The organism is Mesorhizobium sp. M0028, assembly GCF_040323855.1.
Taxonomy (GTDB): Bacteria; Pseudomonadota; Alphaproteobacteria; order Rhizobiales; family Rhizobiaceae; genus Mesorhizobium.
In genome coordinates this window covers 60,227-86,258 of the sequence record NZ_JAMYVG010000004.1, presented here as the reverse complement: position 1 = coordinate 86,258, position 26,032 = coordinate 60,227, and the positions used below count along the sequence as shown (strand labels likewise).

Annotated in this window: 29 protein-coding genes; 13 read left to right on the top strand and 16 right to left on the bottom strand. The window is 63.8% G+C overall.

Going from position 1 to position 26,032, the window contains the following annotated elements:
- The first annotated feature begins 139 nt into the window (after positions 1 to 139).
- Positions 140 to 313: a hypothetical protein gene (locus tag NKJ93_RS10850; protein ID WP_023716871.1), complete on the top strand. Its 174-nt coding sequence runs from the start codon at positions 140 to 142 to the stop codon at positions 311 to 313.
- On the opposite strand, the gene NKJ93_RS10845 is transcribed toward NKJ93_RS10850, so the two are convergent.
- Positions 310 to 1,254, bottom strand: coding sequence for a glycine--tRNA ligase subunit alpha (locus tag NKJ93_RS10845; protein WP_023716870.1), 945 nt, complete (start codon positions 1,252 to 1,254; stop codon positions 310 to 312). The two genes, NKJ93_RS10850 and NKJ93_RS10845, sit on opposite strands and share 4 nt — an antisense overlap.
- A 64-nt stretch (positions 1,255 to 1,318) precedes the next feature.
- Positions 1,319 to 3,094, bottom strand: coding sequence for a tetratricopeptide repeat protein (locus NKJ93_RS10840; RefSeq protein ID WP_023716869.1), 1,776 nt, complete (start codon positions 3,092 to 3,094; stop codon positions 1,319 to 1,321).
- A gap of 323 nt (positions 3,095 to 3,417) precedes the next feature.
- Between NKJ93_RS10840 and NKJ93_RS10835 the strand changes: the two genes are divergently transcribed.
- Positions 3,418 to 3,540, top strand: coding sequence for a hypothetical protein (locus NKJ93_RS10835; RefSeq protein WP_352483732.1), 123 nt, complete (start codon positions 3,418 to 3,420; stop codon positions 3,538 to 3,540).
- An 18-nt stretch (positions 3,541 to 3,558) separates the two neighbouring features.
- On the opposite strand, the gene NKJ93_RS10830 is transcribed toward NKJ93_RS10835, so the two are convergent.
- On the bottom strand, positions 3,559 to 4,164 hold the full coding sequence (locus NKJ93_RS10830) for a TetR/AcrR family transcriptional regulator (protein WP_023716867.1): 606 nt from the start codon (positions 4,162 to 4,164) through the stop codon (positions 3,559 to 3,561).
- A 104-nt stretch (positions 4,165 to 4,268) separates the two neighbouring features.
- Between NKJ93_RS10830 and NKJ93_RS10825 the strand changes: the two genes are divergently transcribed.
- Positions 4,269 to 5,705: an MFS transporter gene (locus tag NKJ93_RS10825; protein ID WP_198030447.1), complete on the top strand. Its 1,437-nt coding sequence runs from the start codon at positions 4,269 to 4,271 to the stop codon at positions 5,703 to 5,705.
- 25 nt (positions 5,706 to 5,730) lie between these two features.
- Here the strand turns inward: NKJ93_RS10825 and NKJ93_RS10820 are convergent, their stop codons facing one another.
- Positions 5,731 to 6,747 carry a polyprenyl synthetase family protein gene (locus NKJ93_RS10820; protein WP_023716865.1) on the bottom strand — a complete coding sequence of 339 codons (1,017 nt, stop codon included), beginning with the start codon at positions 6,745 to 6,747 and terminating at the stop codon, positions 5,731 to 5,733.
- Positions 6,748 to 6,907: 160 nt separating this feature from the next.
- On the opposite strand from NKJ93_RS10820, the gene NKJ93_RS10815 reads away from it, so the two are divergent.
- The 6 genes from NKJ93_RS10815 (at position 6,908) to moaB (ending at position 10,601) form a co-directional block, all read left to right on the top strand.
- Positions 6,908 to 7,132 carry a putative signal transducing protein gene (locus tag NKJ93_RS10815; protein ID WP_023716864.1) on the top strand — a complete coding sequence of 75 codons (225 nt, stop codon included), beginning with the start codon at positions 6,908 to 6,910 and terminating at the stop codon, positions 7,130 to 7,132.
- Positions 7,132 to 7,932, top strand: coding sequence for a tRNA1(Val) (adenine(37)-N6)-methyltransferase (locus NKJ93_RS10810; protein ID WP_352588982.1), 801 nt, complete (start codon positions 7,132 to 7,134; stop codon positions 7,930 to 7,932). The genes NKJ93_RS10815 and NKJ93_RS10810 overlap by 1 nt, the downstream gene beginning before the upstream one ends.
- Before the next feature lie 87 nt (positions 7,933 to 8,019).
- Positions 8,020 to 8,877, top strand: a complete 858-nt coding sequence (locus NKJ93_RS10805; RefSeq protein ID WP_023716862.1) for a S49 family peptidase — start codon at positions 8,020 to 8,022, stop codon at positions 8,875 to 8,877.
- A gap of 80 nt (positions 8,878 to 8,957) precedes the next feature.
- On the top strand, positions 8,958 to 9,143 hold the full coding sequence (locus tag NKJ93_RS10800; RefSeq protein ID WP_023674078.1) for a membrane protein: 186 nt from the start codon (positions 8,958 to 8,960) through the stop codon (positions 9,141 to 9,143).
- A gap of 26 nt (positions 9,144 to 9,169) precedes the next feature.
- Entirely contained in the window at positions 9,170 to 10,072 is a 903-nt protein-coding gene (locus NKJ93_RS10795) for a 4-(cytidine 5'-diphospho)-2-C-methyl-D-erythritol kinase (RefSeq protein WP_352589245.1), read from the top strand.
- Positions 10,059 to 10,601, top strand: coding sequence for a molybdenum cofactor biosynthesis protein B (gene moaB / locus NKJ93_RS10790; protein ID WP_352588979.1), 543 nt, complete (start codon positions 10,059 to 10,061; stop codon positions 10,599 to 10,601). Before NKJ93_RS10795 ends, moaB begins: the two co-directional genes overlap by 14 nt.
- A gap of 33 nt (positions 10,602 to 10,634) precedes the next feature.
- Here the strand turns inward: moaB and NKJ93_RS10785 are convergent, their stop codons facing one another.
- Together NKJ93_RS10785 and NKJ93_RS10780 are read right to left on the bottom strand one after the other, a co-directional pair.
- Positions 10,635 to 11,609 carry a phytanoyl-CoA dioxygenase family protein gene (locus NKJ93_RS10785; protein ID WP_352588976.1) on the bottom strand — a complete coding sequence of 325 codons (975 nt, stop codon included), beginning with the start codon at positions 11,607 to 11,609 and terminating at the stop codon, positions 10,635 to 10,637.
- Positions 11,610 to 11,798: 189 nt separating this feature from the next.
- Complete coding sequence (locus tag NKJ93_RS10780) at positions 11,799 to 12,302, bottom strand: glycosyltransferase (RefSeq protein WP_023716858.1); 504 nt, start codon at positions 12,300 to 12,302, stop codon at positions 11,799 to 11,801.
- A gap of 151 nt (positions 12,303 to 12,453) precedes the next feature.
- Between NKJ93_RS10780 and NKJ93_RS10775 the strand changes: the two genes are divergently transcribed.
- Both NKJ93_RS10775 and rnhB read left to right on the top strand, forming a co-directional pair.
- Positions 12,454 to 13,608, top strand: coding sequence for a PA0069 family radical SAM protein (locus tag NKJ93_RS10775; protein WP_352483734.1), 1,155 nt, complete (start codon positions 12,454 to 12,456; stop codon positions 13,606 to 13,608).
- Positions 13,609 to 13,775: 167 nt separating this feature from the next.
- Positions 13,776 to 14,471, top strand: a complete 696-nt coding sequence (gene rnhB, locus NKJ93_RS10770; protein WP_352588973.1) for a ribonuclease HII — start codon at positions 13,776 to 13,778, stop codon at positions 14,469 to 14,471.
- A gap of 250 nt (positions 14,472 to 14,721) precedes the next feature.
- On the opposite strand, the gene NKJ93_RS10765 is transcribed toward rnhB, so the two are convergent.
- From NKJ93_RS10765 to NKJ93_RS10735, 7 genes are all read right to left on the bottom strand, one after another.
- On the bottom strand, positions 14,722 to 15,213 hold the full coding sequence (locus NKJ93_RS10765) for a F0F1 ATP synthase subunit B (protein ID WP_352588971.1): 492 nt from the start codon (positions 15,211 to 15,213) through the stop codon (positions 14,722 to 14,724).
- A 10-nt stretch (positions 15,214 to 15,223) separates the two neighbouring features.
- Positions 15,224 to 15,805, bottom strand: a complete 582-nt coding sequence (locus NKJ93_RS10760; protein WP_023716854.1) for a F0F1 ATP synthase subunit B — start codon at positions 15,803 to 15,805, stop codon at positions 15,224 to 15,226.
- 81 nt (positions 15,806 to 15,886) lie between these two features.
- A complete protein-coding gene (locus tag NKJ93_RS10755; RefSeq protein WP_006206606.1) occupies positions 15,887 to 16,111 on the bottom strand; it encodes a F0F1 ATP synthase subunit C in 225 nt (74 codons plus the stop codon).
- Between the two features lie 67 nt (positions 16,112 to 16,178).
- Entirely contained in the window at positions 16,179 to 16,937 is a 759-nt protein-coding gene (locus tag NKJ93_RS10750; protein WP_023716853.1) for a F0F1 ATP synthase subunit A, read from the bottom strand.
- Positions 16,938 to 17,007: 70 nt separating this feature from the next.
- On the bottom strand, positions 17,008 to 17,406 hold the full coding sequence (locus NKJ93_RS10745; RefSeq protein WP_023716852.1) for an AtpZ/AtpI family protein: 399 nt from the start codon (positions 17,404 to 17,406) through the stop codon (positions 17,008 to 17,010).
- Between the two features lie 255 nt (positions 17,407 to 17,661).
- Positions 17,662 to 18,846 (bottom strand): cell wall hydrolase, encoded by a 1,185-nt coding sequence (locus NKJ93_RS10740; protein ID WP_023716851.1) that lies wholly within the window; start codon positions 18,844 to 18,846, stop codon positions 17,662 to 17,664.
- Between the two features lie 107 nt (positions 18,847 to 18,953).
- Entirely contained in the window at positions 18,954 to 20,273 is a 1,320-nt protein-coding gene (locus NKJ93_RS10735; RefSeq protein ID WP_352588969.1) for an MFS transporter, read from the bottom strand.
- A gap of 120 nt (positions 20,274 to 20,393) precedes the next feature.
- On the opposite strand from NKJ93_RS10735, the gene NKJ93_RS10730 reads away from it, so the two are divergent.
- Complete coding sequence (locus NKJ93_RS10730) at positions 20,394 to 21,311, top strand: LysR substrate-binding domain-containing protein (protein ID WP_352515631.1); 918 nt, start codon at positions 20,394 to 20,396, stop codon at positions 21,309 to 21,311.
- Positions 21,312 to 21,325: 14 nt separating this feature from the next.
- On the opposite strand, the gene der is transcribed toward NKJ93_RS10730, so the two are convergent.
- On the bottom strand, positions 21,326 to 22,759 hold the full coding sequence (der, locus tag NKJ93_RS10725) for a ribosome biogenesis GTPase Der (RefSeq protein WP_352496677.1): 1,434 nt from the start codon (positions 22,757 to 22,759) through the stop codon (positions 21,326 to 21,328).
- A 6-nt stretch (positions 22,760 to 22,765) separates the two neighbouring features.
- Positions 22,766 to 23,431, bottom strand: a complete 666-nt coding sequence (locus NKJ93_RS10720; RefSeq protein ID WP_352484127.1) for a tetratricopeptide repeat protein — start codon at positions 23,429 to 23,431, stop codon at positions 22,766 to 22,768.
- A gap of 203 nt (positions 23,432 to 23,634) precedes the next feature.
- Between NKJ93_RS10720 and NKJ93_RS10715 the strand changes: the two genes are divergently transcribed.
- Positions 23,635 to 24,621, top strand: a complete 987-nt coding sequence (locus NKJ93_RS10715; RefSeq protein ID WP_352589242.1) for a polysaccharide deacetylase family protein — start codon at positions 23,635 to 23,637, stop codon at positions 24,619 to 24,621.
- 26 nt (positions 24,622 to 24,647) lie between these two features.
- On the opposite strand, the gene sbmA is transcribed toward NKJ93_RS10715, so the two are convergent.
- Positions 24,648 to 25,925 carry a peptide antibiotic transporter SbmA gene (gene sbmA / locus NKJ93_RS10710; RefSeq protein ID WP_352588966.1) on the bottom strand — a complete coding sequence of 426 codons (1,278 nt, stop codon included), beginning with the start codon at positions 25,923 to 25,925 and terminating at the stop codon, positions 24,648 to 24,650.
- Positions 25,926 to 26,032 lie beyond the last annotated feature (107 nt).

The window sequence follows — 26,032 nt, the reverse complement described above, 5'->3', positions numbered from 1 at the left end:
CCAGCGGCGATTTCCGAAAAAATTCAGCCTCCTGTCGGACACGCGCCGGTCCGCCCGTCCTTGGATCAAAGATTTCCATGAACCGAACGCAGCGCTGAAGCGACCAACGCTCAGGCAGAGAGCTATTGGCTGAACGACCATGAAAACGGCATCGACATTCCTGCAGATCCTCGCGCTCAGCGCCTGTTTTACAGCGCAGGTGCACGGTGCCTTCTCGATGCCCGGCGTCCGGCAGGCGCTGCGGACAATAGCCGGTGCAAGCGGCCAAGGCACGTTGCCAATCAGCGCCCCTGTCGAAATCGCCTGGAGCTAAGCCGCCATTCCACCCGCCTGCGTCAGCAGAAACGCCTCGCCGCAGGCTTTGGCCAGATTGCGCACCCGCAAGATGTAGCTCTGGCGCTCGGTGACGGAAATGACGCCGCGTGCGTCGAGCAGGTTGAAGACATGGCTGGCCTTGATGCACTGGTCGTAGGCGGGGAATACCATCCTGTGCATCGCCAGATTGTCGTTCGACGCCGGCGCGCCGGCTTGTAGCAGCGCCTTGCACTCGGCCTCGGCGTCTTCGAAATGCCTGAGCAGCATCACCGTGTTGGCGAATTCGAAATTGTGGCGCGAATATTCCTGCTCGGCCTGCAGGAAGACGTCGCCATAGGTCACCTTGTCGGCGCCTTCGCGGCCGTTGAAGTTGAGGTCGTAGACATTGTCGACGCCCTGCACATACATGGCCAGCCGTTCCAGCCCGTAAGTGAGCTCACCCGCCACCGGCGCGCATTCGATGCCGCAGACCTGCTGGAAATAGGTGAACTGCGACACCTCCATGCCGTCGCACCAGCACTCCCAGCCCAGTCCCCAGGCGCCCAGTGTCGGGCTTTCCCAGTCGTCCTCGACGAAGCGGATGTCGTGCAGCAGCGGATCGATGCCGATCGCGGCCAGCGAGCCGAGGTAAAGCTCCTGCAAATTGGGCGGATTGGGCTTCAGGATCACCTGGTATTGGTAATAATGCTGCAGCCGGTTCGGATTTTCGCCATAGCGGCCGTCCTTGGGGCGGCGCGAGGGCTGGACATAGGCCGCGTTCCAGCGTTTTGGGCCGAGCGCGCGCAATGTCGTTGCCGGATGAAAGGTACCGGCGCCGACTTCCATGTCGTAAGGCTGGAGGACGACGCAGCCATAGTCCGCCCAATAATTATGCAAGGTCAGGATCAGCCCCTGGAACGAGCGGCTGGGATGCGTGTGGGCAGGGATGTCAACGGTCACGGCGGCCTCCGGCGGGATGCGGCACCTCGTAGAGTGCCGCTCCGCGACCGTCAAGGCGATGGGGTCACCCCTTCGGGGCGGGCGCCGGCTCGGGCTTTACGTTCGGGGTTTCCTGCGCCGTGTTGGATTCGATCGGCGGCAGGCCCTTCATCAGCTTTTGCTGCAAGGCGGCAAGCACGTCCGGGTCCGGCTTCAGGTCGCGGGCCTGGTTCCACTGGAAGGTGGCTTCCAGCTTGCGGCCAACGCGCCAGTAGGCGTCGCCGAGGTGATCGTTGAGCACCGGATCCTCCGGCTTCAACGAAACGGCGCGTTCCATTTCGCGCACAGCGTCGTCGAACTGGCCAAGGCGATAATAGGCCCAGCCCAGCGAATCGACGATGTAGCCGTCGCTCGGCCTCAGGTCGACGGCCTTCTGGATCATCGCGAGGCCTTCCTTGAGGTTCATGTCCTTGTCGACCCAGGAATAGCCGAGATAGTTCAAAACCTGCGGCTGGTCGGGGTAGAGCTCCAGCGCCTTGCGGAAATTCGGCTCGGCCTTCGGCCATTCCTTCAGCCGCTCATAGGCGATGCCGCGCTGGTAGAAGATGTTCCAGTTGACGGCGGTCGGCGTCTTCAGCACCTCGACCGCCTTGTCATAAAGATTGGCGGCGGAGCGGAAATCCTCCTTCGAGGAATAGACCCCGCCGAGCGCCAGATAGGCGCGCATGTCGTCGGGATGCGCATCGACGATGGCCTTGAGGTGGGTGATCGCCTCGTCGTTGCGGTCGAGATCGGCAAGGTTGAGGCCGAGCTGCAGGTCCGAAAGCTCCTTCAGCGGCGAACCGGCGGGAATGCGGCGATAGAGCGCGATGGCGCCCTCGCCGTCCTTCAACTGCTCGGCAACGGCGGCAAGCTGAACGAGCGCCGCGTCATTGTCGGGCCGCAGCGCCAGCGCATATTGCAGATAAAGCCGCACGAACGGCTCGCCGCCGCCGCGGTTGAGCGCGGTGGCGAGATCGAGCAGGATTTCCGAGGCGCCGTCCGACGGGCCGGCAGCGAAGGGTTGGATCCTTTCGCCCTTGTTGATCTTGTCGCGAAGGGCTGCAATCTCGACCTTGCCGGGCGCAAATGTCTCGGCCTGGTCGAGCACCGACAGCGCCTTGGCCTTGTCGCCCTTACGGGCGAGGAAAGAGGCGTAGGCCTGCGCGTTGCGCATCCATGTTTCGGGGGCGGCACCGCCGGCGGCCGTGTCCTGCAGGGTGGCGGTGTAGAGCGCATCCGCCCTGTCGGGCAGGCCGGAGGCGTCGGCAATCAAGGCACGGTGGAAGGACTTGAACAGGCCGAACCAGTCGGGGCCCTGCAGCTTGTCGATGGAAGCCATGGCCTCGCCGGCGTCACCCGCACCCTGCTTGGCCCAGCCGGTCATGACGCCGGAAATCAGCCGGTCGAGATCGGATTCGAGCGACAGCTTGAGCCAGTATTCGGCCTTGGAGAAATCCTTCTTGTGGAAGGAATCGATGGCCAGCGCCAGGCGCGAGAAGCGCTCGACATCGGGAACCGCCTTGAGCTTGTCGGCGTAGACCAGGGACTCATCGAAGCGCCCCTGTGCGATCAGCGACAGCATCAGGCTCTGCTGCAGTCCCGTATCGTTCGGATCGAAGGCAAGCGCCTGCTTGTAGTAGGAGACGGCGCTGTCGAGGTCGTTGTCGCCTTCGGCAATCCGGGCGGCGAGATAGGCCCCCGAGAAGGATGTGATCCTGACCGGCTCTGCGGTCTGTTTGGCATGGACCGGCAGAGCCGAGATCGCCATGCCCGTCGCGATTGCCAGCCCCGTCAGCCAGCGCGCATATCCTTGCCGCATCATATCCCTTTCAGCCAAACGCCATCTCCGCGTCAGCGGGATCGCCGTAGACTCGATCTTTACAGGTAAAGCATGGCCTTTTTGGGGTCGTGCTTCAACCCGGCCCGAATTCACAATCGGGTCAAGCAATTAATAAACCATGCCGAAAGGGCCTGAACTGCGACCCTTGACCGCGTGGCGTCCGCTTTGGCGCTGCCTGCGCGTCGCTATTTGCCCGATGCCGTAAGCGATCCATAAGCGCCATCGGTTGAAAGCTTCCGCCATGCAACTTTGCGTGGCAGGATGAGATTTCAATTCTTGCTTCGCCAGCCATGGGGGCGCCGATGCTGGAAGTGCCGCGCGACGAAGAAGCCTTCGCCATCTCGATCGTATCTACGAAGCAGCGTTCGCCGCCGCCGACGCCGGAGGTCAATCCCAGAAGGGCCGCCGAACAAGCCGGTAAGTGAGGCGTCACGGCCCGGAACTCAGGACGTTTGCGAAAGCCTTGCGTCGAGCGCCTGCATGGCGACGGTGACAAGATCGTGCAGCCGTTTTTTCGGAATGCCGTCGCGTGCCTGCACCGAAAGGCCGTGCATCAGCGTGGCATAATAATCGCCCAACGCCGCGGCGTCGGTGGCCGGCTTCAATTCGCCATCGCGCACGGCCTTTTTCAATCGCTCGACGATCGATGCGGTACGTGCCAGCCGGTGCTCCGCCAGCCATTGCAGCACGGCGTCATTTTCGACGGCGCAATTGGTCGCGGCCGTCACCACCATGCAGCCCTGCGGCCGCCCCGGCCGCGTATAGATTTCGACGGCGTCGCGAAGCATGCGCTCGATGACGCGCCGGACGTTTGGTTCTTCCTGCAGCGCGCGCGTGGCGAAGCCGCCCTCATTGGCTTCGTAAAGCGCCACCGCTTCGCGAAACAGGTCCTCCTTCGAGCCGAAGGCGGCATAGATGCGCGCCGATGCGAGGCCAAGCGCCGATACGAGATCGGCCATCGAGGTGCCCTCGTAGCCGCGTCTCCAAAAGGCGTCGCGGGCTTTCTCAAGCGCCTGGTCGCGGTCGAATTCCCTTGGCCTGCCTGCCATGGCGGTCTCCAATTTTTGTCGATCAACAAATAATCCGCTTGACTTCGGATTGCAAATCTCAATTCTTTGTCGATCATTAAATAATTGTCGACAAGGAGACCGGCATGAGTTCACTCGATCAAGGCGCGCCGCTCGGGGCGATGGCAGCGCAAGGAACAACCAGCGCGAAGCGCGGCGCAACGCTGGCGCTGCTCGCCTTCGCGCAGCTCATCATCGCGCTCGACCTCAACATCGTCTTCGTGGCGTTGCCGGAGATCGGCGCCGGCCTCGGATTTTCAGGCCAGACCCTGCAATGGGTGGTCAGCGCCTATACCGTGTTCACCGGCGGCTTCCTACTGTTCGGCGGCCGGGCCGCCGACCTGATCGGCCAGCGCCGCGTCTTCATCTTCGCGCTCTGGCTCTACGCGCTCTCGTCCCTGGTCGGCGGCCTCGCATGGTCGCCGCAAATCATCATTGCGGCCCGCGCCGTGCAAGGCATCGGCGGCGCCTTCCTGTTTCCGGCGACGCTGTCGCTGATCAACCGTCTGTTCGCCGAAGGACCGGAACGCAACCGGGCGCTCGCCGTCTGGGGTGGCGCAGGCGCCAGCGGCCTGACGCTCGGTTCGCTTGCCGGCGGGTTTCTGACCAGCGCCTTCGGCTGGCCGTCGGTCTTCTACGTCAACGTGCTTTTGGCCGGGATCGCCATCATCGCGGCTTTCGCCATCATTCCGCGCGATCCGAAGCCGCACGAGCACCGCAGCTTCGATCTGCCGGGCGCGCTGACCGTCACCGCCGGCGCGACCTTGCTTGTCTTCACACTGGTTCAGGGGCCCGAATATGGCTGGGGATCGACCGCAATCATCGTCAGTGCAGCACTGGCGGCATTCTTCCTGATCGCTTTCACGATGATCGAGGCGAAGAGCGCCGATCCGCTGATGCCGCTGCGCCTGTTCCACAACCGCAGCCTCGTCGCCGGCATGACGATCACCTTCCTCTACATGGCCACTTTCGGAGCGCTGCCCTACTTCCTCACCGTGCTGTTGCAGAACGTGCACGGCTTCACCGCCTTGCAGACGGGCCTCGCCTTTCTCGTGCCGTCGGTCGCCATCGCCACCGGCACGCAAGCCGGCGAGCGTCTGGCGACGCGCTTTTCGACGCGCAGCACGCTGGTCGGCGGCATGATCGTCGGCGCGGTAGGCACAGCATTGATGGTATCAGGCGCGACCGCGGAGAGCAGCTATCTGTCCCTCGTACCCGGCCTGATCGTCTCCGGCGTCGGACAAGGCATCGTCTGGACAGCAATGTGGATTGCCGCCGCTTCCGGCGTTGCGCATGATCAGCAAGGCGTCGCCTCGGGGATGGCTTCGACGACACTCAATGTCGGCAATGCCGTCGGCATGGCCGTGCTGATTGCGATTGCGAACAGCCAAATCGGCGAATTGTCCGGCAATGCCTTGAAAATTGCCGTCGCCGACGGCATCCAGGTCGCCTTCTGGCTCGCGGCGGCGGGCATCGTCGTCAGCCTGCTCGCAGCAATGGTTCTTCCGGCAAAGGCGCGATGAGAACAGGCGCGGGCGCCGACGCCTCTCAGTTCACCCGGCTGATGCAGAAATCGATGACGTCGATCAGCGCCGATTTCTGCGGCGTCGCCTCGAGCGGCGCCAGTGCGTCGCGGGCGATCTCGCCGAAGTGGCGGGCGCGTCCGATGGTGTCGGCAATTGCGCCGTGGCGGAGCATCAGGCCGACGGCCTTCTCCAGTCCGGCATCGTCGGCGGCATTGTCCTCGATGGCGCGTTTCCAGAAGCTGCGCTCGGCCTTTGTGCCGCGCCGATAGGCGAGGATCACCGGCAGCGTCACCTTGCCCTCGCGGAAATCGTCGCCGACATTCTTGCCGAGGTCCTTGCTGGTGCCGCCGTAATCCAGCGCATCATCGATCAGTTGGAAGGCAAGGCCGAGATTCATGCCGTAGGAGCGGAGTGCTGCGCGATCATTGCGCGTCGCCTGGGCGATGACCGGGCCGACCTCGGCGGCGGCCGAAAACAGCGCCGCGGTCTTGGCCTTGATCACGGCGAAATGCTCATCCTCGGTGGTCTCGAGGTTTTTGGCGGCGGCGAGCTGCATCACCTCGCCTTCGGCGATGACCGAAGCCGCACTCGACAGGATGTCGAGCGCTTCCAGCGAGCCGACATCGACCATCATGCGAAAGGCCTGGCCGAGCAGGAAATCGCCGACCAAAACACTGGCCTGGTTACCCCAGATCATGCGCGCCGTCTTCTTGCCGCGCCGCATGCCGCTTTCGTCGACAACGTCGTCGTGGAGAAGTGTCGCGGTGTGCATGAATTCGACCGAGGTGGCGAGCTTGACGTGGCCGTCACCGGAATAGCCGAACATCTGGGCGGCGGCGAGCGTCAGCATCGGCCGCAGCCGTTTGCCGCCGGACGAGATCAAGTGGTTGGCAATCTCCGGGATCATCTCGACGTCGGAGCCGGCCTTCGACAGGATCAGTTCATTGACGCGCCCCATGTCGGCGGCGGTCAGGTCGATAAGGTCCTTGATCGAGGCGGCTTCCCGCTTCCCGTTTTCAATGTTGAGAACGACACCCACGGCAAAACTCCCAACCTCGATATGCACGACGGCAACATGGTCCCTGGACAGACTCTAGGGCGGCAGCCACCGGTGCGGCAAGAGGCGAATTGGCGCGGCGGCTCTGGTACATAATCACGTCCACGTTTACATCAACGCCGCAAACTGCGAGTTTCATCCGATGATAGAGCTCATCCGCACCAACGACGCCGTCATCATTTCCTTTGTCGAATCGCTGATGCGCGATGCCGGCATCGGCTTTTTCGTCGCCGACCAGAACATGAGCGTGCTCGACGGCTCGATCGGCATCCTGCCCCGCCGTGTCATGGTGGATGCCGACAAGGCCGATGCGGCGCGGCGCATCCTGACGGATGCCGGCATCGCCAACGAGATCCGCCAAAAATAATGTCCGCGTCGCCCGCTGCCCTTGTCCCGGACATGCCGGCTCATACGGTCGACGCCTTCCATCGCGGTCGCTTCTGGCTGGTGCAGCCCAGAAAAGCAGGCCACCGCGCCGGCATGGATGCGATGATGCTGGCGGCTGCCGTGCCGTCCTCGTTCGCCGGGCGGCTTGCAGACTTTGGCGCGGGTGCCGGTGCGGCCGGCCTGGCGGTACTGTCGCGCTGCCCCGGTGCCGAGGCAGTGCTCGTCGAGCGTTCTCCGGAAATGGCGGCCTTCGCCACAACCACGCTTGCCCATCCCGGCAACGCGCATCTCAGCGACCGCGCCTCGGTGCTCGTCGCCGATGTCGCGCTGTCGGGCCGGGCGCGAACGGCCGCCGGCCTCGAGGATAACAGCTTCGATTTCGTCATCATGAACCCGCCGTTCAATGCCGCCGAGGATCGCGCGACGCCCGATCCGCTGAGAAAGGCCGCGCATGTCTCGGAGGACGGGCTGTTCGACAGCTGGATCCGCAGCGCGGCCGCGGTGGTCAGGCCGGGCGGCGGGCTAGCCGTCATCGCCCGGCCGGAACAGCTCGGCGCCATCCTCTATGCCATCGCCGGCCGCTTCGGCGATGCCGAGATGCTGGCCGTCCACCCTCGCCCCGAAGCGGCAGCGATCCGCATCGTCGTCCGGGCAGCACTCGGCGCACGCGGCAAGCTGTCGATCCGGCCGCCGCTGATGCTGCATGCCTATTCAGGCAATGGCCCCTCGGAACGGGCAGAGCTGATCAATAACGGGCTGGCGTCGCTGTTCGGAGACTGATCCATTTTGATTGCCGGGGTGACGGCATTGCCGTTGGCCGGCGAATTCCTACATGCCTCAAGCAAATCGACCGGAGACAGCCCCCTCGTGAAACGTCTTTTCAATCGCCTGCTGCCGAAATCCTGGCGCTCGAACGTCGTCACCATTCCGGTCATCCGGCTGCACGGCACCATCATGCCCGGCGGCGGCCAGTTCCGACCGAGCCTGTCGCTGGCGTCGACTGCCGGCCTTCTCGAAAAGCTGTTTTCCTTCGACGCGCCGGCGGTCGCCATCTCGATCAATTCGCCAGGCGGCTCGCCGGTGCAGTCGCGGCTGATTTTCAGGCGCATCCGCGACCTGGCAACGGAGAAAAACAAGAAGGTCCTGGTCTTCGTCGAGGACGTGGCGGCATCGGGCGGCTACATGATCGCGGTCGCCGGCGACGAGATCTTTGCCGACCCGTCCTCCATCGTCGGCTCGATCGGCGTGGTGTCGGCCTCGTTCGGCTTTCCGGAGCTGTTGAAGAAGATCGGCGTCGAGCGCCGCGTCCACACCGCCGGCCAGAACAAGGCGGTGCTCGACCCGTTCAAACCGGAAAAGAAGGAAGACGTCGAGCGCCTGAAGGCGCTGCAGCTCGAGGTCCACGAGACCTTCATCGATCTCGTCAAGGATAGGCGCGGCAGCAAGCTCAAGGACGATCCCGACCTGTTCACCGGCCTGTTCTGGACGGCCAAGAAGGGGCTCGAGCTCGGGCTGGTCGATGCCCTCGGCGACATGCGCAGCGTGCTGAAAAGCCGTTTCGGGCCGAAGACCCAGCTCAAGCTGATCACCGCGCCGCGCGGCCTGTTCGGCCGCTTCGGCCTGTTCGGCTCGAGTTTTTCGGCGCCCGATATTGCCGCCGCCGCGGCAAGCGGCGTCATCGATGCGGCGGAAGAGCGCGCGCTGTGGGCGCGCTTCGGGCTTTGAAACGCCGGTGAAAGCGTCTAGCATAAATCATCAACCGACCCGACCGGCCGTCTTGCCGGCCTTGCGAGGGAGAGTTTGACATGCCGCAGATCATTTTCTTCGCCGTCGTCGGCATTGCCGCCTATTTCGGCTACCGCTCCTTCGTCAGGGAAGCCGAGCGGGTGACCGCCAAGGTGCGGCGTACCGAAAAGCAAGCCGCCAACGGTACGATGGGAACGCTGGTCAAGGATCCGAAGACCGGCGAATACCGTCTGGCCAAGGATTGACCGTCGTCTCCCTCGCGGCCGAGCCAGTGGATTCCGAGACCAGCATCCGGGCATCGCATGCGCACGCCAAGATAAATCTCGCGCTGCACGTCACCGGCCGGCGCGCCGACGGTTATCACACGATCGAAAGCCTGGCTGTGTTCACGCGCTTCGGCGACCGCATCGAGACGGAACTTGCCGACAGCGACGGGTTTTCCGTGTCCGGCAAATACGCCTCCGCGGTACCGGCCGACGACAATAATCTGGTGGCGAAAGCGCGCGACGCGCTGCGTCGCGAGGCCGGTCCCCAGCATGCGCCGGCTGTCGCCATCAGGCTCGAAAAGAACCTGCCGGTCGCGTCCGGCGTCGGCGGCGGGTCAAGCGACGCGGCGGCTGTGCTGCGTGCTCTGGTCCAGGCCTGGAGGCTCGACATCGGCGATGCCGAACTGGCGCGGATCGGCCTGTCGCTTGGCGCCGACGTGCCGATGTGCCTCGCAGCCAGGCCGCTGATAGCCCGCGGCATCGGCGACGAGCTGACGCTCGTGCCGGGTTTCCCGGCGCTGGGTCTGGTGCTCGTCAATCCAGGAACTGCCGTCTCGACGGCCGACGTGTTCGAGGCGCTTGGCCGCCGCGACAATGCGGGACTGCCGCCGCTGCCGCGCAGCCTCGACTTCCACAGCATCCGCAACTGGCTGGAGATCACCCGCAACGATCTCGAGCCTGCGGCGCGTGCAATCCAGCCCGCCATCGGCAAGGCGCTTTCTGTGCTGAACAAGGCTGGAGCCGGTTTTGCCAGAATGTCTGGTTCCGGCGCCACCTGTTTCGGGCTGTTCGAGACCGGCAATGTGGCCAAGCGCGCGGCCGTCGATATCCGCAGCCGCCATCCCGACTGGTTTGTCGCCGCGACGCGAAGCATGACATCGGAGGCTGAGGCGCATGGCCAGGATTGACGAGAGCCGCCCCTTCGTTCCCGTACGCATCGCGGTACTGACCGTTTCAGATACGCGCAGCCTCGCCGACGACAAATCCGGGCAGACCCTGGCCGACCGCATCACCGAGGCCGGCCACATCCTCGCCGCTCGTGACATCGTCACCGACGACCGCGACAAGATCCGCGACAAGGTTTTGGGCTGGTCGAAGGACGATGCGATCGATGTCGTCATCACCACCGGCGGCACCGGCTTCACCGGCCGCGACGTGACGCCGGAGGCGCTGGAGCCGATCTTCGAAAAGCGCATGGACGGCTTTTCCGAAGTGTTCCACCGCATCTCCTACGACAAGATCGGCACTTCGACGATCCAGAGCCGGGCAACCGGCGGCGTCGTCAACGCCACCTTCGTCTTCGTGTTGCCGGGCTCGCCCGGCGCCTGCCAGGACGCCTGGGACGGCATTTTGAAGCCGCAGCTCGACTATCGGCACATGCCCTGCAACTTCGTCGAGATCATGCCGCGCCTGGACGAGCATTTGCGGCGCGGCTGAGACGGAGCGAGGTATCAGCCGGGCGATCCCGCCTCAGCGAATGACCGGCTCGCCGTGAAACCGCCGGCGCGACGGCGGCGAGACGCCGAAGCCGACTTCCATCATCAGTCGTGGCGTGCGCGTCGGCACGGTACCCATATGGAAGCCGAACGGATCCTCGACAAAGCCGAGACCGGCCTGCCCGGTCAGCGTGACCGGGCTCTGCTCGCCATAGACGCCCAGCACCTCTTCCGCCGAATGGCCGACCAGAAGCGTCAGCTGATGCTTCAGGATGCGGCGGTTGTGGGAGCCGCGGACATAGACATGCGGCCCGGTGTCGTTGTCGACCGGCACCAGGTAGAAAAAGAACTTCAGCATGCGCCAGTCGTCTAGGTCGAAATGGTATTTGCCGAGCGAAGCCATGTTCTTGTCGGCGTCCGAGACGCCACCGGTCGGAAAGCTCCACCAGACGCGGGTGGTGATCAGCTTGGCCTGGCTGCCGAGATAGTGCGCTGCGATGTCGAGGAGTAGCGGATCGCGCTGCACGGCGACCGCAGCGTTGCAGTCGAGGACCCGCTCGAAATAGTGGCCGCTGAGCAGCGGGCGGCCGAAATGCTTTTCTGCATCGGCGTGTTTTTCGGGCAGGAATTCCAGCCGGCGGTCGAAATTGCCGAAGCATGGCGTGTGCTCGGCGAAGCGGGCGATCTCCTCATGGATGGCGGCCGGCAGCATCAGGCCCGAATAGAGCCCCTCCGTCCGCAGCGCGCCGACGACGGCATCGCGATCGACGCCGGCGAACATCGTTTCACTGACATTGCGCGCCGGCCGAACCGGCTTCGCACCGCGCCAGTGCAGCCGCCGCGCCGGCATGGTGCGGGCCAGCATGAACATCGGCAGCCATGCCGGATTCTCGCGAAGGTCGGAAAGATAGGTCGGAATGCGGGCGGCGATGCGGCGCAGCGTACCGCCGTTGCGTGCGATCGCCTCGAGGCTTGCAGCGCCGGACTTGTCAGGGCTTGAACGGGTCATCGGGGTCCTCAAATGTCGAGGGAACAGCATCGACGATAGTCGTCGTCGCCGCTCCGGCACACCCCAAACCCATTCGCCCGTATCGCTGGGAATGGTAACCCCCGGCCAGATTTTGTGCAATGCACAATAAACGACAACCCGCCAGAAAATTTGCTTGGGCGGCGTTCCCTAGGCCGGGATGGTAAGCCGTCACTTCCGCGGCGCCACCCAGATCTCGGCGTGGAGCCTTCTTGTCGCCAGGCCGCGGGCGATCGCTTCGGCGCTGCGGGCGCTCTTAGACAGCGCGGCGGCCTGACGCTTGCTGATCACCAAGCCTTCGGCGAGAGCGCGATTTCCGGCAAAGACCCGCGACAGGAACGGCGCGCGGCTGCCGCGTGCCCGTGAAAATCGCGCCGCCATGGTTTGCCTGGCCGTATGGGCGACGACCTCGTCGATCCAGCCCTCCCCCAGCCGCGCTCCCGGTTCCAGCAAAAGCAGCCAGTCGCCCTTGGCCTGCCTGATGCCGGCGGCGATGCCGCCGCTGACATAGTGGCAGCCGGCATGTTCGGCGACGCGGTGCGTCTGATCGGTCGAGCCGGTGTCGCAGACGAGAACGTCGCGCACCACGCCTTCGACCGCGCCGCCGATCAGCGAGGCGAGCGTGCGGGCGAGGCCCTCCTCGTCATTCAGGGTTTCGATCAGGACGCTGAGCATGTTTAGCCGAATAGCGGAAAGCGGTGGGCAGCGCCAGTTTTTGCGGCACGCCGCGAGAAAGTTCTTGCTTTGTTCCACTCGGTGCGATAGGAATACATTCATGAGCAGAGCGATTCGACAGCGGGCGGACAGTCCCTGGGAAAGGGCCAAAATGGAACAGATCGTGCGTGCCGACATTGCCGCCTTCGGCGCTGGCAGGGCCGAGATGGCGAATGCGATGATCGAGCAGAGCGGCATGCGCGTCCGCCCAGACCGCAATCGCGGCAGGTCGGCGGGCATCAATCCGTCCGGCCGTTTCGAGCCGGTCAGCCGGCATGTGTTCGACGACGGCTGGAATTCGCTGGAGGAGCTGCCGCCCTTCAAGACCGAGGTACAGGTCGAGAAGCCGCGCACCATCATCACCCGCAACGAATCGCCCGACATCTCCTTCGACCGCTCGATCAATCCCTATCGCGGCTGCGAACATGGCTGCGTCTATTGCTTCGCGAGGCCGACGCACAGCTTCATGGGCCTGTCGCCGGGGCTGGATTTCGAATCGAAGCTGTTTGCCAAGCCGGATGCGGCGCGGCTGCTCGACAAGGAATTGTCCAGGGATAATTACCAGCCGCGCACCATCGCCATCGGCACCAACACCGATCCCTACCAGCCGATCGAGAAGCAATACCGGATCATGCGCGAGATCCTCGAAGTGCTGGAGGCGCGCGGGCATCCGGTCGGCATCGTCACCAAGTCAGCGCTGGTGACACGCGACATCGACATTCTGTCACGCATGGCCGAACGCGGGCTGGCCAAGGTGGCACTGTCGGTGACGACATTGGACAGGATGCTGGCCAGAACGATGGAGCCGCGCGCGTCGACGCCGACCAAGCGGCTGGAGGCGATCAGGCAGCTTTCGGATGCCGGCATTCCGGCCTCGGTGATGGTCGCGCCGATCATCCCCGGACTGACCGACTCGGAAATGGAGCGCATCCTCGATTCGGCGCAGGCAGCGGGCGCGCGTGAAGCGGGCTATGTGCTGCTGCGCCTGCCGCTGGAGGTCGCGCCGATCTTCAAGGACTGGCTGCTGCGCCACTATCCCGACCGCTATCGCCACGTCATGTCGCTGATCCGTTCGATGCGCGACGGCAAGGACTACGATTCGGAATGGGGCAAGCGCATGAAAGGCTCCGGCCCTTATGCCTGGCAGATCGGCCGCCGTTTCGAGATCGCCGCCAAACGGCTCGGCCTCAATGCCGAGCGGCGCTCGCTGAGGACCGACCGGTTCGTCCCCGCCGCCAAGGCAACCGAGCAGCTGATGCTGCTGTGACAAAGCGTCTCGTGCCAGCCGCTTGAAGCGGCCGGCAACAGGCGAAAAATCCCGTCCGGCCTGTCCTGTCCCCGGGCTTGCAGACGGTAGCCCCCTCCTGGTCCGGTGCCCCGCCCGACCCGGAGGGACTTGCGGAGAATCGGAGCCGATGCGAACCTCGCCGCACCATGGCTCGCCCGCGTTCCGATTCTCCGCTTCTCTTCGAAATCGTCGAGAAACCCGACTTCTCGTTCGAGACGAAGGCGATGGCCGAAGGCCTGTGGCCGGTGGCGGGGATGGATGAGGCCGGCCGCGGCCCGCTCGCCGGGCCGGTGGTGGCTGCAGCGGTGGTGCTCGATCCCGCCAACATCCCCGACGGCCTCGATGATTCCAAGCGGCTGACGCATTTGCAGCGTGAGGCGCTGTTCCTGAAAATCCTCGGCTCCGCACTTGCCGTATCGATGGCCTCGGTCAGCGCCGAAGGCATCGATGCCTCCAACATCCTCAAGGCCAGCCTGGAGGCGATGCGCCGTGCCGTAGCAGGCCTGTCAATCCGGCCGAAGCTGGCGCTGGCCGACGGCCGCGACGTGCCGCCCGGCCTGCCCTGCGAGGGCCGAGCGCTGATCAAGGGCGACCAGCGCTCGCAGTCGATCGCCGCAGCCTCGATCGTCGCCAAGGTGATGCGCGACCGCATGATGTGCGGCTGCGGCAGCCATCATGCGCATTACGGCTTCGAGTTGCATATGGGCTACGCCACAGTGCGCCATCGCACGGCGATCGATCTGCACGGGCCAGTGGCACGGCTGCACCGCGCCTCCTTCGCGCCGTTCCGGTTCGGCGGCACCGAGGTGCTGGAGGAAGAGGGCCTTTCGGGCCTGGATTGAGCGAAAGCGGCTAGGCGTAATCTCCCCCCTCGAGGGGAGATGGCCGGCAGGCCAGAGGGGGTCGCCTCGCGTGAAGCGCCAACCTTCTCTTTCGTCCCACATGGCGTCGCGCCAGGACGTACTGACCCCCTCTGTCGCCTTCGGCGACATCTCCCCCTCGAGGGGGGAGATTTGCGCTCAGCCGCTTTCGCTAACAAAAAAGCCGCCAGGTTTCCCAGGCGGCCTTCGATGAATTTCTCGACGACGTCGCTTAATTCAGCTTCGACTTCAAATCCTGCAGCGAGGCGTTGAAAAGGTCGGCGGCGGCCTTGGCGTCGATCTTGCCGGCCAGCAGCGCGCGCGCGGCTTCCACCGCGATGTCGACGGCGCTGGCGCGCACTTCGCCGATCGCCTCGCGCTCGGCCTGGCCGATCTTCTGCTCTGCCAAGGCGGTACGCCGGGCGACATAATCCTCGGTCTTCTTGTGCGCCTCGGCGGCGAGCATGTCGGCTTCGCGCTTGGCGGCGGCGACGATGGCCGCGGCCTCCTGCTCGGCTTCCTTGCGCTTGCGCTGATATTGGCCGAGCAACTGCTGGGCCTCTTCGCGCAACCGGCGCGCTTCCTCGAGTTCGCTGCTGATCTTGTCGGCACGGGCATCGAGCGCCTTGGCGATCATGCCCGGCACCTTGATGTAGATGGCAATGCCGAGGAAGATTATGAGGGCAACGGTTGCCCAAAGCGTCGCGAGAGATGTGGCGTCCATGATGCGCTCCTCACCCGGCCACGGATTTGACCGCGGCCGCGATCTCGGCCTTGCTGGCCTTGCCGCCGACCAGCGCCTCGACGATGGCCGAAGCGGTGTCCTCGGCGATCGTGCCGACTTCCTTCATGGCATTGGCCTTGATGGAAGATATGCGCGCCTCGGCCTCGCCAAGCTTCTGGTCGAGGGCGGCTTCGATCGTCTTGCGGGCAGCCTCGGCTTCCGCCTTGGCCGCATCGTTGGCCTGCTGACCGATCGCATTGGCCTTGCCCTTGGCTTCCGCCAATTCCTGCTCATAGGCGGCAACGGCGGCATCGGCCTCGCCTTTCAGCCGGGCAGCATGATCGAGATCCTGCGTGATGCGGTCGTTGCGCACGTCGATGATGCCGCCGACGCGCGGCATCACTACCCGCTTCAAGAAGAGGTAGAACAGCCCGAAAGTGATTGCCAGCCACAGCAGCTGTGACGGGTACGTCGCCGGATTGAATGGCGGGAACGTGCCGTGCGCCTCGGCAGGCACGCCGGTGGCGGCGTGCGTTTCGCCTTCCGTTGCGGCGGGCGCGGACTCTTGCGCAAAGGCAGATGTCACGAACATGGACTATCCCCGAAATTCAGACCCGCCGCAGGATCGCGGCCGGCCTGTTCAATTCTTCCCAATGTTCAGCCGAACAAGTATTCAGCCGAACAGGGCGAGAAGCGCGATGAGAAGCGAGAAAATACCCAGCGCTTCGGTCACGGCGAAGCCGAAAATCAGGCGGCCGAACTGGCCGTCGGCGGCCGACGGGTTGCGCAGCGCGCCCGCCAGATAGCTGCCGAAGATGTTGCCGAGGCCAATGCCCGCGCCGCCCATGCCGAGGCATGCGATGCCGGCGCCGATGTACTTTGCTGCTTCTGCGTCCATTTGTTCAACTCCTTTGGATCTAAAATTCCGTTGCAAATTCGATCCGGCGGCAATGCCGGAAACCTTGTTAGTGCCCGGGATGCAGGGCGTCGTTGAGATACATGCAAGTCAGCACGGCAAAGACGTAGGCCTGCAGGAACGCGACCAGCAGCTCCAGCGCCGTCAGCGCCACGGCCATCGCCAGCGGCAGAACCGAGCCCGCCACGCCGACCGCGCCGAGCGCGCTCAGGCTGACGACAAAGCCCGAGAACACTTTCAGCGTGATGTGACCGGCAAGCATGTTGGCGAACAGACGAACCGAGAGGCTGACCGGACGCGAGACGAAGGAAATCACCTCGATCAGCACCACCAGCGGCAGCAGGTAGACCGGCACGCCATGCGGGACGAACAGCTTCAGGAAGCCAAAGCCGTGCTTGGTGAAGCCGTAGACGACGACCGTTCCGATCACCAGCGCAGCGAGGCCGAAGGTGACGATGATGTGGCTGGTGATGGTGAAGAAATATGGGAACAGGCCAAGCAGGTTGGCGACAAGCACGAACATGAACAGCGAGAACACGAAGGGGAAGAACTTCATGCCTTGCGTGCCCGCGGCGTCCCTCAGCATATTGCCGACAAATTCATAGGCCATTTCCGAGACCGACTGAAGGCGGCCGGGAACGAGGCTGCGGCTCGACGTGCTGAGGTAGAGAAACGCCGATGCAACAGCAACCGTCGCAAGCATAAACAGAGCCGAATTGGTGAAAGACAGGTCGTAGCCGCCGATGTGAATCGGAATGATCGGCTGAATCTGGAACTGGTGGATCGGATCGACCTTGTCAGCAGCCACTTTAAATCCCCATCGAAGCCGCAGACGGCTTCAGTATCCTGTTCAATGCGCCGGCATGCGGCGCCTCAATTCATTCTTTCGGATCGCGCGGTTTGTCGCCCGTTCCGAATTCCGACACAAGCCCGGCTGAACGCAGGACATTGAGCACGCCGGCGCCAAAACCCAGCAACAGCCCGACTATCAGACCCCATGGCGATGTCCCCGCCACGCGATCGATAAACCAGCCGAGAGCCGCGCCGACCACTATCCCGGCGATGAACTCGCTGGACAGCTTGAGCGCCTGGCCGTACCCGGCCACACTGCCCGCTTTCGCGTCGTCTTTCCCCTCGAGCCGGTCCGGCCGCCTTGTCGCAAGCGATGCTTCAAGGTCGCGCCGACGGCGCTCAAGATCGTCGTCGCGGATGTCGGCTTCATGCTGCTTGCCGCGGCCGGTTTTTCCGGTTCCGTCTGGCCCATTCTTGTCGGCCACGCAACCCCCCTGCCCGGTCAGACCGTCACCGTCCGTCCGCTTCTTAAAGTCGCCGGCAACATAGTTAGAGGGTCCGCGCCCGTCAAGCCACGAGCGGACGTTCAAGCTCAAGTATTTTTTCGTTATAAATCAGCTACTTGCTTGGGTGCGACATCGTGCCCGACGCGGTCTCTGGCGGGCTGCGGCCGAATCCCCACGACGACGGGTCTTCGATCGGCCGCTCTCCCGCGAAAGATGCAAGGGCTGCCCGAGCACTCAGCTCCAGCCGCCCCCATAGGTGCGGTAGAAGATATGCAGGCCGATCCTGGTCATTTTCTTCATCGTCCTCGCCCAGCCCGGATGGACGTAGTTGGCGTAATAATGGGTCGACGAGCCGACTTCCGGAATGAATATCTTGCCGGCTGTGACGGCCATGGCGACATCCTGGGCGGTCTTGTAGGCGGCGGGATTGTCGATGCGCTTCTTCCTGCCGTCGCAGGCGAAGGAAAACTGGCAGCGGTTGAACCAGTTGTCGTTCTGGTAGACGACGCCGCAGATCGAGTTCGGATAGGCCGGGTTGCGGACGCGGTTGAGGATGACCTGGGCGACGGCGGCCTGGCCGCGCACGGATTCGCCGCGCGCCTCGAAATAGATGCCGTTGGCGAGACAGGCCTGCTCCGGTTTGGAAAAGACGCTCGCCGGCAGCGGCGTCTGCATCCAAGAATGATCGCCCTTGCTCAGCGGTGGAATGAAGCGGCCATCGTTCGGGTCCTCGTCCTGCAGCAAGGCCTCGAAAGGCGATGCCTTGGCATAGTCGGGAGCCGACGAGGCATAGGCGGTCGCCAGCACGTCGGGATGATCGTTGTTGACCAGCGCGGCAAGCATCGCCGGCACGCCGGGATCCGGCTTCTTGTCGACGCGCGTGTGGAAGGCGGCGGCGATCTGGATTTCCTTGCCTTTGATCTCGGGCTTGGCGAAAGCCATCCTCAGGCCGCTGTCCATGCTTGGGCGGAGCAGTGAGGAGGTGCGCTCGAAGATCGAGCCGGCGTTGAAGTTCTTCGGCGGCGAGACGGGCGAGACCTGGATGATGCGGCCCTTCTTGTCGGCACGCGTGATACGGTTCTCGTCCGGCGTCGTGCCGGCGATGCCGCCCTTGCCGCGAAACGAGACGGAGCCGATGCCGGGCAGTTGGACGCCGGAGCCGGAGAGCGAGCCGGTGCTGCTGGAATCGAGGAAGGGCATTTCGGCGGCGTGAACGGAGCCGGCGACGGACTTCTCGACATAGGCGTTCCAGCGGACGCTCGGCGCCTCAAGGCCGGAGACCAGGCTTGTCATGTCCTGATAGGCAGCGACCGTCGGAAAGCCGATCCAGATGCCAAGGCCAATAATAAACGGAGACAGGAAGGAACGTTTTTTGTCACCGGCGGCGGCGACAAGCCGCGTCAAAACACGTCGATGCACGGAACTCTCCAGAAACGCAACGGACCCCACTGGAGAGCTACAATGATGCATTAACCTTGATGGGGCGTTAACAGCTTAGAACGTTGTTTTCCCATCTCATGTCGAAGTCAGGCGCTTTTGCGGCCATCGCTTGACGGAAGAAAGATCGGCCAGGCGATCAGTGCGCAAATAGCCGCACCCAGCCAGACGCCTGCCCACGAGCAGAGCACGAGAAGTCCGGGAATGGCGATCGGCACCAGGAAGAAGGCAATAAAGACCAGGCTGTTGGCGAGGCCGAGCGCCGTTCCGGCCTGGCTCGCGCCGGCCAGCGTCGCAAGCTCGGTGTAGGCGACGCCATGCCAGGAGGAGACGCAAATGCCGGCCATGACCAGCATCGCGACGATCGCCGGCGACAGCATCGGCACCTGGCCTGACAAGAATTGGGCCGCCAACAAGACGAGCGCCGCAAGCACGGTGAAGGCGATCAGGCTCAACAGGCTGCACAGACGCAGAAACGACCGGCGGTTGCCGTGACGGTCGGTGTAGCGGCCGCTCCAGACGCGCATGACCATGGCGCCGACCTGCACGGTGGCGAGGCTGGCGCTGATCACGGCTGTTCCCATGCCGGCGAAATCATGCAGGAAGACGGAAGCAAAGGTGAGCACCGCCACCTGCGGAAAGCACAGCAGGCCGATGGCTGTTGCGATGCGCCAGACGGCCGGGTTGCGCAGCGGCGCCGGGCCGGCCGGCAATGCCGTGCTGCTCGAATTGGTATCGTCATGCACCGGTGGCTGATGCAGCCAGCGCCAGGCGAGAGAGGTCGAGACGGCGGATGCAGCCGCCAGAAGTCCGAAGACCGCCGTGAAGCCATGGGCCGAAGCGAGCGACGGCAGCACGAGCGCGCCAAGCCCGCCGCCAAGCGGCACCGCTGTCTGCCTGATGCTCATGGCAAAGCCGCGCTCGCCTTCGCCGAACCAGGCCATGATGGCACGGCCGCTGGAGCCGTTGACGCTGCCGCCGAGCAATCCGGTGACCAGCAGGGCAGCGGCGAGAAGCGCGATGCCAGGAATGTGGGCCGGTGACGGCACGATCAGCGCGGCCATGACAAGCAGCCAAACCGCGGTTGCGCCGAGCCCGGTCAGCAGCACGCGGCGGTCGCCCCAGCGATCGGTCAGCAGTCCCCACGGCAATTCGCTCAGCGCTACGCCCAGGCCGAGAAGACCAAGCGCCATGCCGAGTTCGCCATTGGAGAGATGATAGCCCGAGCGCAGGAACACCGCCGTCGCCGGAATGCCGGAGAAGGTCGCGGAAAAGCAGGCATTGGCGGCGACGCCGATGCCCAGCACCTTCCAGCGATGATTGGCTCGAAGTGCCGCCGCTTCCGACGGGGCGGCAACGGCGCCTGGGCGAAGCGGTTTGCAATCTGGTCCTGTGGCGACAGCAGACATGGTTCAGCTCCTGCATGGGCTGGTTGCGTTCGGTCTTGACGCGCTGTCTCTATCGCCATAGCTTCGTCCTGAATATCAGGAAGTTTTTGACGTAATGTCCCAAATATCAGGATTATTGCCATGCGACGCGTGACATTCGATCTCGACGTCCTGCGCAGCTTCGTCACCGGTATGGAGTTGGGCAGCTTCGCCAAGGCCGCCGACCGGCTCGGCCGCTCGACCTCGGCAATCAGCGCACAATTGAAGAAACTGGAGGAGCAGGCGGCGACGCCGATCTTCCGCAAGTCGGGGCGCAGCCTGGCGCTGACCGAGGCAGGCGAGACCATGCTGGGCTATGCGCGCAGGCTGATCGAGCTCAACGACGAGGCCGCGTCCGCCATCCACGACGTCGAGCTGGAGGGCTGGGTGCGGCTTGGATTGCAGGAGGATTTCGGCGAGGCGGTCCTGCCGGAGGTGCTCGGGCGCTTCGCCCGCGCCCATCCCAAGGTCAAGATCGAAGCCAGGATCGCACGCAGCCACGAGCTTGCCGAACGGATCATTTCGGGCAGCCTCGATATCGCGCTTGCCTGGCACAATGGCGCGACGCTGCCCTACAGCCGGCATGTCGCCGACGTCCAGATGCGCTGGATCGGCCCGGCAAAACAGATCGAGACCAGCCTGCGCGATGGCGAGCCTTTGCCGCTGGTGGCGCTCGAAGCGCCGTGCCTGCTCCGCAGCGTGGCGACCGAAACCCTGGACCGCGCTGGTCTGGCATGGCGGATGGCCTTCTCCAGCCCGAGCCTTGGCGGTATCTGGGCAGCCGTCGCCGCCGGGCTCGGACTGACGATCCGCACCGATATCGGCCTGCCGGCCACCGTCAGGGCGATGACGCCGGGGATCGCCGGGCTGCCCGCTTTGCCCAAGATGGCGCTGTTCCTGCATCGCAAGGAGGCCGAGCCCGACCCGGTGGCGGCGCGGCTTGGCGACATCCTGCTGCAGGCGGCGCTGGAAGCGTTGCCGCAGACGCAAACAGCGCCTGTCCTGCGCAACGTGGCGTAGAGGAGAAGTGGCGCTCAGCGGCGCTTCTTTGCCTTGCTGGCGAATGGGTTGTCCGAGGTGCGCAAGGCGATGCGGATCGGCACGCCGGGCATGTCGAAAGCCTCGCGCAGGCTGTTCGAGAGATAGCGGACATAGGATTGCGGCATCGCGTCGGGCCGTGAGCAGGAGACGACGAAGCCCGGCGGCCGCGTCTTGGCCTGCGTGACATATTTGATCTTCAGCCGGCGTCCGGCGACGGCGGGCGGCGGGTGATGCGCCAGGATGCCTTCCAGCCAGCGGTTGAGCTTGCCGGTCGACACGCGGCTGTTCCAAACGCGATGCGTCCTGATGACAGCATCCATCAGCTTGTCGAGGCCACGCCCGGTCTCGGCCGAGACCGGCACCGCCTGCATGCCGCGCGCCTGCGGCAACAGCCGCTCGGTTTTTTCGCGCAGCTCGGCCAGCAACTCCTGGGGATGGTCGATAAGGTCCCATTTGTTGAAGGCGATCACCGGGGCACGGCCCTCGCGGATGATCAGGTCGGCGATCTGCAGATCCTGCTTCTCGAAGGGAATAGTCGCGTCGAGCACGATGATGACGATCTCGGCAAAGCGGATGGCGCGCAAGCCGTCCTGCACCGACATCACTTCGAGCTTTTCGTGGATCCTGGCCTTGCGGCGCATGCCGGCGGTGTCGAACAGTTTTAAGCGGCGGCCATGCCAGTCCCAGTCGACCGAGATGGAATCGCGGGTGATGCCGGCCTCGGGGCCGGTCAACAGCCGTTCCTCGCCGATCAGCGCGTTGATCAGCGTCGACTTGCCGGCGTTGGGACGGCCGACGACGGCGATGCGCATCGGCTTGGTGTCGTCATAGCTCGGCTCTGCGTCCGGGTCGGTGATGTCTTCGCCGATCAGCACCTCGCTGGCGGCGACCTCCTCCTCACCGGCCTCTTCGTCCTCACCGAAGGCGCGCGCCTCGCCCAGTGCCGCGATCACCGCATCGCGCAGATCGGGCAGGCCCTGGCCGTGTTCGGCCGAGACCGGGATCGGCTCGCCAAGGCCGAGCTCCCAGGCCTCCAGCATGCCGCCCTGGGCGCCGCGCGCCTCGGCCTTGTTGGCGACGACGACAACCGGCTTGCCGGATTTGCGCACGATCTCGGCGAAGGTCTTGTCGTCGGGCATCAGCCCGGACTTGGCATCGATCGTGAAAAAGATCAGGTCGGCCTCGCGGATGGCGATCTCGGTCTGCGCGCGCATGCGGCCGGGCAGCGTCGAGGCGGCCGCATCCTCGAAGCCGGCGGTATCGATGACGTCGAAATGCAGATCGTAGAGTTTTGCGGCATGGACGCGTCGATCGCGGGTGACGCCCGGCGTATCGTCGACAAGCGCCAGCTTCCTTCCCACCAGCCGGTTGAAAAGGGTCGATTTGCCGACGTTAGGCCGGCCGATGATGGCGACTTTGAAAGTCATCCGTTGTTACGATACACCGCCCGAGCCGCGGATCAGCTCCGACATCAACGTCGCCCGCTCGCGCGTGTTGCGCGGGGCGCCGTCATCGGCGGCGATCTGGTCGAACAGCTTCAATGCATCCGCCGCCTTGCCTTCCTTCCAGGCGGCAAGGCCAAGTGCTTCGCGCGCCGTATGGCGCAGCGTGTTGGTGTCGGCGGTAAGCGCCTCGACGCGGCTGGAGACATCGGCGAAAGAGCCATGGTCGACCAGAAGCAGCGCTGCCCTGAGGCGCGCCATGTCGCGAATGCCGGAGGGAATCTTGGTGTCGGCGGCGACCTCGTCGAAATCCTTGACGGCGGCATCGACGTCGCCCTTGTCCGCCTTGACGGTTGCCGCACGCATGCGGGCGAGCAGCGGATAGGCGCCGTAGCCGTCCTTCTCCAGCCCCTCCAGCGCGGCAAGCGCCTCGTCGTTCTTGCCGTCATTGGCGAGCTTGAGCGCCTGCGAAAAAGCATCGCCCGAGCGGTTGGCGCGGGTCTCGTCCCAATAGCGGTAGCCGACGACGGCAGCAGTGCCGAGCACCACCAGCACGGCCAGCACGAGCAAGGCGGGACCGAAACGGTCCCACAGCGCATGCGCCTGATCGCGACGAATCTCTTCGTTGACTTCGCGGATAAAACTGTCGTCCGACATGATCAAAACCATTCATGCCCCCGGGCGGGGCGGTTGATGAGCCCGCGTTTTAGCGAAATTTTGCCGGCATGGAAGGGGTTCGGCAGGAAAATCGCCTATTCACGAGGCAGTCGCCGCCAACGGCGGCCGACAGGTCGATCGTACCCGTGCCATATTTCACCGGTAGGCGTCGCTTCTACATTCCTTGACCCGGTCAGATGCCTTTGCCCCGTTTGTCCCGCGTTGTTGCGTTTTCCGCATTTGCTGCCAGCGCGGCTTTTGCCGACCCGCCGGCGCCGCCGGCAAAACCGAAGCAGATCGTCATCATCTCATTCGACAGCGCCCGCGACATTTCGCAGTGGCAGCGCAGCCGGGCGCTGGCCGCGCGCACGGGTGCGCATTTCACCTATTTTGTCTCCTGCGTGTTCCTGCTGTCGCCCGAGACACGCAAGGAATACACCGCACCCGGCAAGACAGAAGGCAAATCGAATATCGGCTTTGCCGCCTCCAAACAGGAAGTTGCCGAGCGGCTCGAGCAGATCAACCTTGCGGCCTCGGAAGGCCACGACATCGGCAGCCATGGCTGCGGCCATTTCGACGGCAAGGACTGGAGCAAGGCCGACTGGCTGAGCGAATTTGGCGCCTTCAGGCATGTTCTCGAAAACGCCTATTCGATCAACGGCATTGCTGCTGAACCGAAGGGCTGGCGCGATTTCGCCCGCAAATCGGTGGTCGGGTTTCGCGCGCCTTATCTGTCGGCAAACAAGGCGCTTTACGAGGCGCTGCCCGCGGCCGGTTTCCTGCTCGACGCAAGCGGCGTTTCGCGCGGGCCGGTCGAGCCGCCGACCGTCAACGGCATCACGCGCTTTTCGCTGCCGCAGATCCCGGAAGGGCCGAGCTCAAGGCGGGTGATCGCCATGGACTACAATCTCTATGTCAGACATTCCGGCGGCTTCGAGCGGCCGAGCATGGCAGAAGAGTTCGCTGACCGGACCTATCACGCGTTCCGCGCCGCCTTCGATGCGCAATACCAGGGCAAGCGCATTCCGCTTGAGCTCGGCTTCCACTTCACGCTAATGAATGACGGCGCCTACTGGAACGCGCTGGAACGCTTTGCCGGCGAGGTCTGCGTCAAAGCGGACGTCGAGTGCGTTAGTTTTCGCGATTATGTTTCACGGCGTGGCGAAAGGCAGGCGGCGGTGGGCGGCTGAGCCCAAGTGATCGCCGCCCGCCATCATCAGCTTACCGGTTGATCCTCAGGGCGCAAGCCGGCTTGCTCACGTTCCAGATAGCGCTGGTCGATTTCAGGCAGCGGTTCCCCTTCCAGCGTCGCCTCGAAGGCGCGTAGGCGTTTGTGCACCGACTGCAATTCAACGATGGTCGACCAGGATGTGAGCAGGAACTGGAGCGATCCTGTTACTCGGCCGAACGCATTGGAAATCTGCTGGAAGGGTCCGAAAGTTATCCTGTGAGCCACGAAGGATGGCCCAAGGATCAGCATGGCGAAGATATTGTCGGCCTGCAGGTAGGTGTAACGCACCACATTGAAATAAATATAATGAAAGTACAGCCGGAAATAGTTGTGACGGACCTTGGAAAACAGCTCGGCAGTGGTTGCAGGCTGAGCCCTGTCCGCATGATCCTCGCCGTAGACGAGTTCCTTGCGATAAGCAGCCTCGACACGTTGGTTGCGAAATTGCAGCCCAGGCAGCTTCAAACCCGCAACCATAACCGAAATCGTTCCGAACAGGCACCAGGCAAGCGCGGCAACGACCAGTGGCTGCGGAATCGCACCGACGATTGGCAGTTCGCTGATATGGCTCTGCAACTGGATCATCACCGGCAGGAATGCGATCAAGGTCATGATCGACTGGACAAAGCTGGAACCCAGATCTTCCATGATCTGCGAGAACCGCATCGTATCCTCCTGAATGCGTTGTGAGGCGCCCTCGATGTGGCGGAGCCTGCTCCAGTTCTCTACAAAGTAATTGTTCATCGCGGTGCGCCAGCGGAATATCCAGTGACTTACGATGAAGGCATTGACGACCTGCACATTCATTCCTATCAGCGCGAGCCATGAAAAGCTGGCCAATCCGGCATAAAACTCTGCGTCGGTGGATTTAATAGTCCCCGACATCAATCCCTGGATATAGTCGAAGAAAGGCCCATACCAGGCGTTGACCGCGACACTGACCTGCACATTGAAGTAGATGAGGAACAGGATGACCGCGCTGATCAATATCGACCAGTTTTGCCACGGATGCGGTGCATACCAGCTCCAGAATGCATAGAAGACGGCGACGCAAAAAGCGAAATAGAGATAGAACCACAGAAACGGCTTCGACCAGAGTACGGCGATACCGATAATGGGCGGTGCATCAGCCGCAGCTGGCGGCAAGCCGAACACAGCGCCCAGCTGTCCGCCACCGAAAAACCAGAACAGGATAGCGGCAAGGCTCCAGACGGCCAGCGAACTGAAGAACAGCTTCGGCTGCGGGAAGAAGGATACAAACACTGTGGGGAAATCCTCGCTCGATGCGCAAATCAGCGGCGTTGTTCAGCGGGCATAAAGTCACACATTAGTGGGAAAGAAAATGCCCGCTACCCGACGCCCGGTGCCGA

Excerpts from the sequence above, each read along its gene's own strand:
- NKJ93_RS10765 (WP_352588971.1), bottom strand. The coding sequence starts at position 15,213 with ATGGACGCCACATCTCTCGCGACGCTTTGGGCAACCGTTGCCCTCATA.
- NKJ93_RS10755 (WP_006206606.1), bottom strand. The coding sequence starts at position 16,111 with ATGGACGCAGAAGCAGCAAAGTACATCGGCGCCGGCATCGCATGCCTC.
- NKJ93_RS10830 (WP_023716867.1), bottom strand. The coding sequence starts at position 4,164 with ATGGCAGGCAGGCCAAGGGAATTCGACCGCGACCAGGCGCTTGAGAAA.
- NKJ93_RS10835 (WP_352483732.1), top strand. The coding sequence starts at position 3,418 with ATGCTGGAAGTGCCGCGCGACGAAGAAGCCTTCGCCATCTCGATCGTA.
- NKJ93_RS10720 (WP_352484127.1), bottom strand. The coding sequence starts at position 23,431 with ATGTCGGACGACAGTTTTATCCGCGAAGTCAACGAAGAGATTCGTCGC.
- NKJ93_RS10800 (WP_023674078.1), top strand. The coding sequence starts at position 8,958 with ATGCCGCAGATCATTTTCTTCGCCGTCGTCGGCATTGCCGCCTATTTC.
- NKJ93_RS10815 (WP_023716864.1), top strand. The coding sequence starts at position 6,908 with ATGATAGAGCTCATCCGCACCAACGACGCCGTCATCATTTCCTTTGTC.
- NKJ93_RS10735 (WP_352588969.1), bottom strand. The coding sequence starts at position 20,273 with ATGTCTGCTGTCGCCACAGGACCAGATTGCAAACCGCTTCGCCCAGGC.
- NKJ93_RS10775 (WP_352483734.1), top strand. The coding sequence starts at position 12,454 with ATGGAACAGATCGTGCGTGCCGACATTGCCGCCTTCGGCGCTGGCAGG.
- NKJ93_RS10785 (WP_352588976.1), bottom strand. The coding sequence starts at position 11,609 with ATGACCCGTTCAAGCCCTGACAAGTCCGGCGCTGCAAGCCTCGAGGCG.
- NKJ93_RS10760 (WP_023716854.1), bottom strand. The coding sequence starts at position 15,805 with ATGTTCGTGACATCTGCCTTTGCGCAAGAGTCCGCGCCCGCCGCAACG.
- der (WP_352496677.1), bottom strand. The coding sequence starts at position 22,759 with ATGACTTTCAAAGTCGCCATCATCGGCCGGCCTAACGTCGGCAAATCG.
- NKJ93_RS10810 (WP_352588982.1), top strand. The coding sequence starts at position 7,132 with ATGTCCGCGTCGCCCGCTGCCCTTGTCCCGGACATGCCGGCTCATACG.
- NKJ93_RS10825 (WP_198030447.1), top strand. The coding sequence starts at position 4,269 with ATGAGTTCACTCGATCAAGGCGCGCCGCTCGGGGCGATGGCAGCGCAA.
- NKJ93_RS10780 (WP_023716858.1), bottom strand. The coding sequence starts at position 12,302 with ATGCTCAGCGTCCTGATCGAAACCCTGAATGACGAGGAGGGCCTCGCC.
- NKJ93_RS10840 (WP_023716869.1), bottom strand. The coding sequence starts at position 3,094 with ATGCGGCAAGGATATGCGCGCTGGCTGACGGGGCTGGCAATCGCGACG.
- rnhB (WP_352588973.1), top strand. The coding sequence starts at position 13,776 with ATGGCTCGCCCGCGTTCCGATTCTCCGCTTCTCTTCGAAATCGTCGAG.
- NKJ93_RS10850 (WP_023716871.1), top strand. The coding sequence starts at position 140 with ATGAAAACGGCATCGACATTCCTGCAGATCCTCGCGCTCAGCGCCTGT.
- moaB (WP_352588979.1), top strand. The coding sequence starts at position 10,059 with ATGGCCAGGATTGACGAGAGCCGCCCCTTCGTTCCCGTACGCATCGCG.
- NKJ93_RS10730 (WP_352515631.1), top strand. The coding sequence starts at position 20,394 with ATGCGACGCGTGACATTCGATCTCGACGTCCTGCGCAGCTTCGTCACC.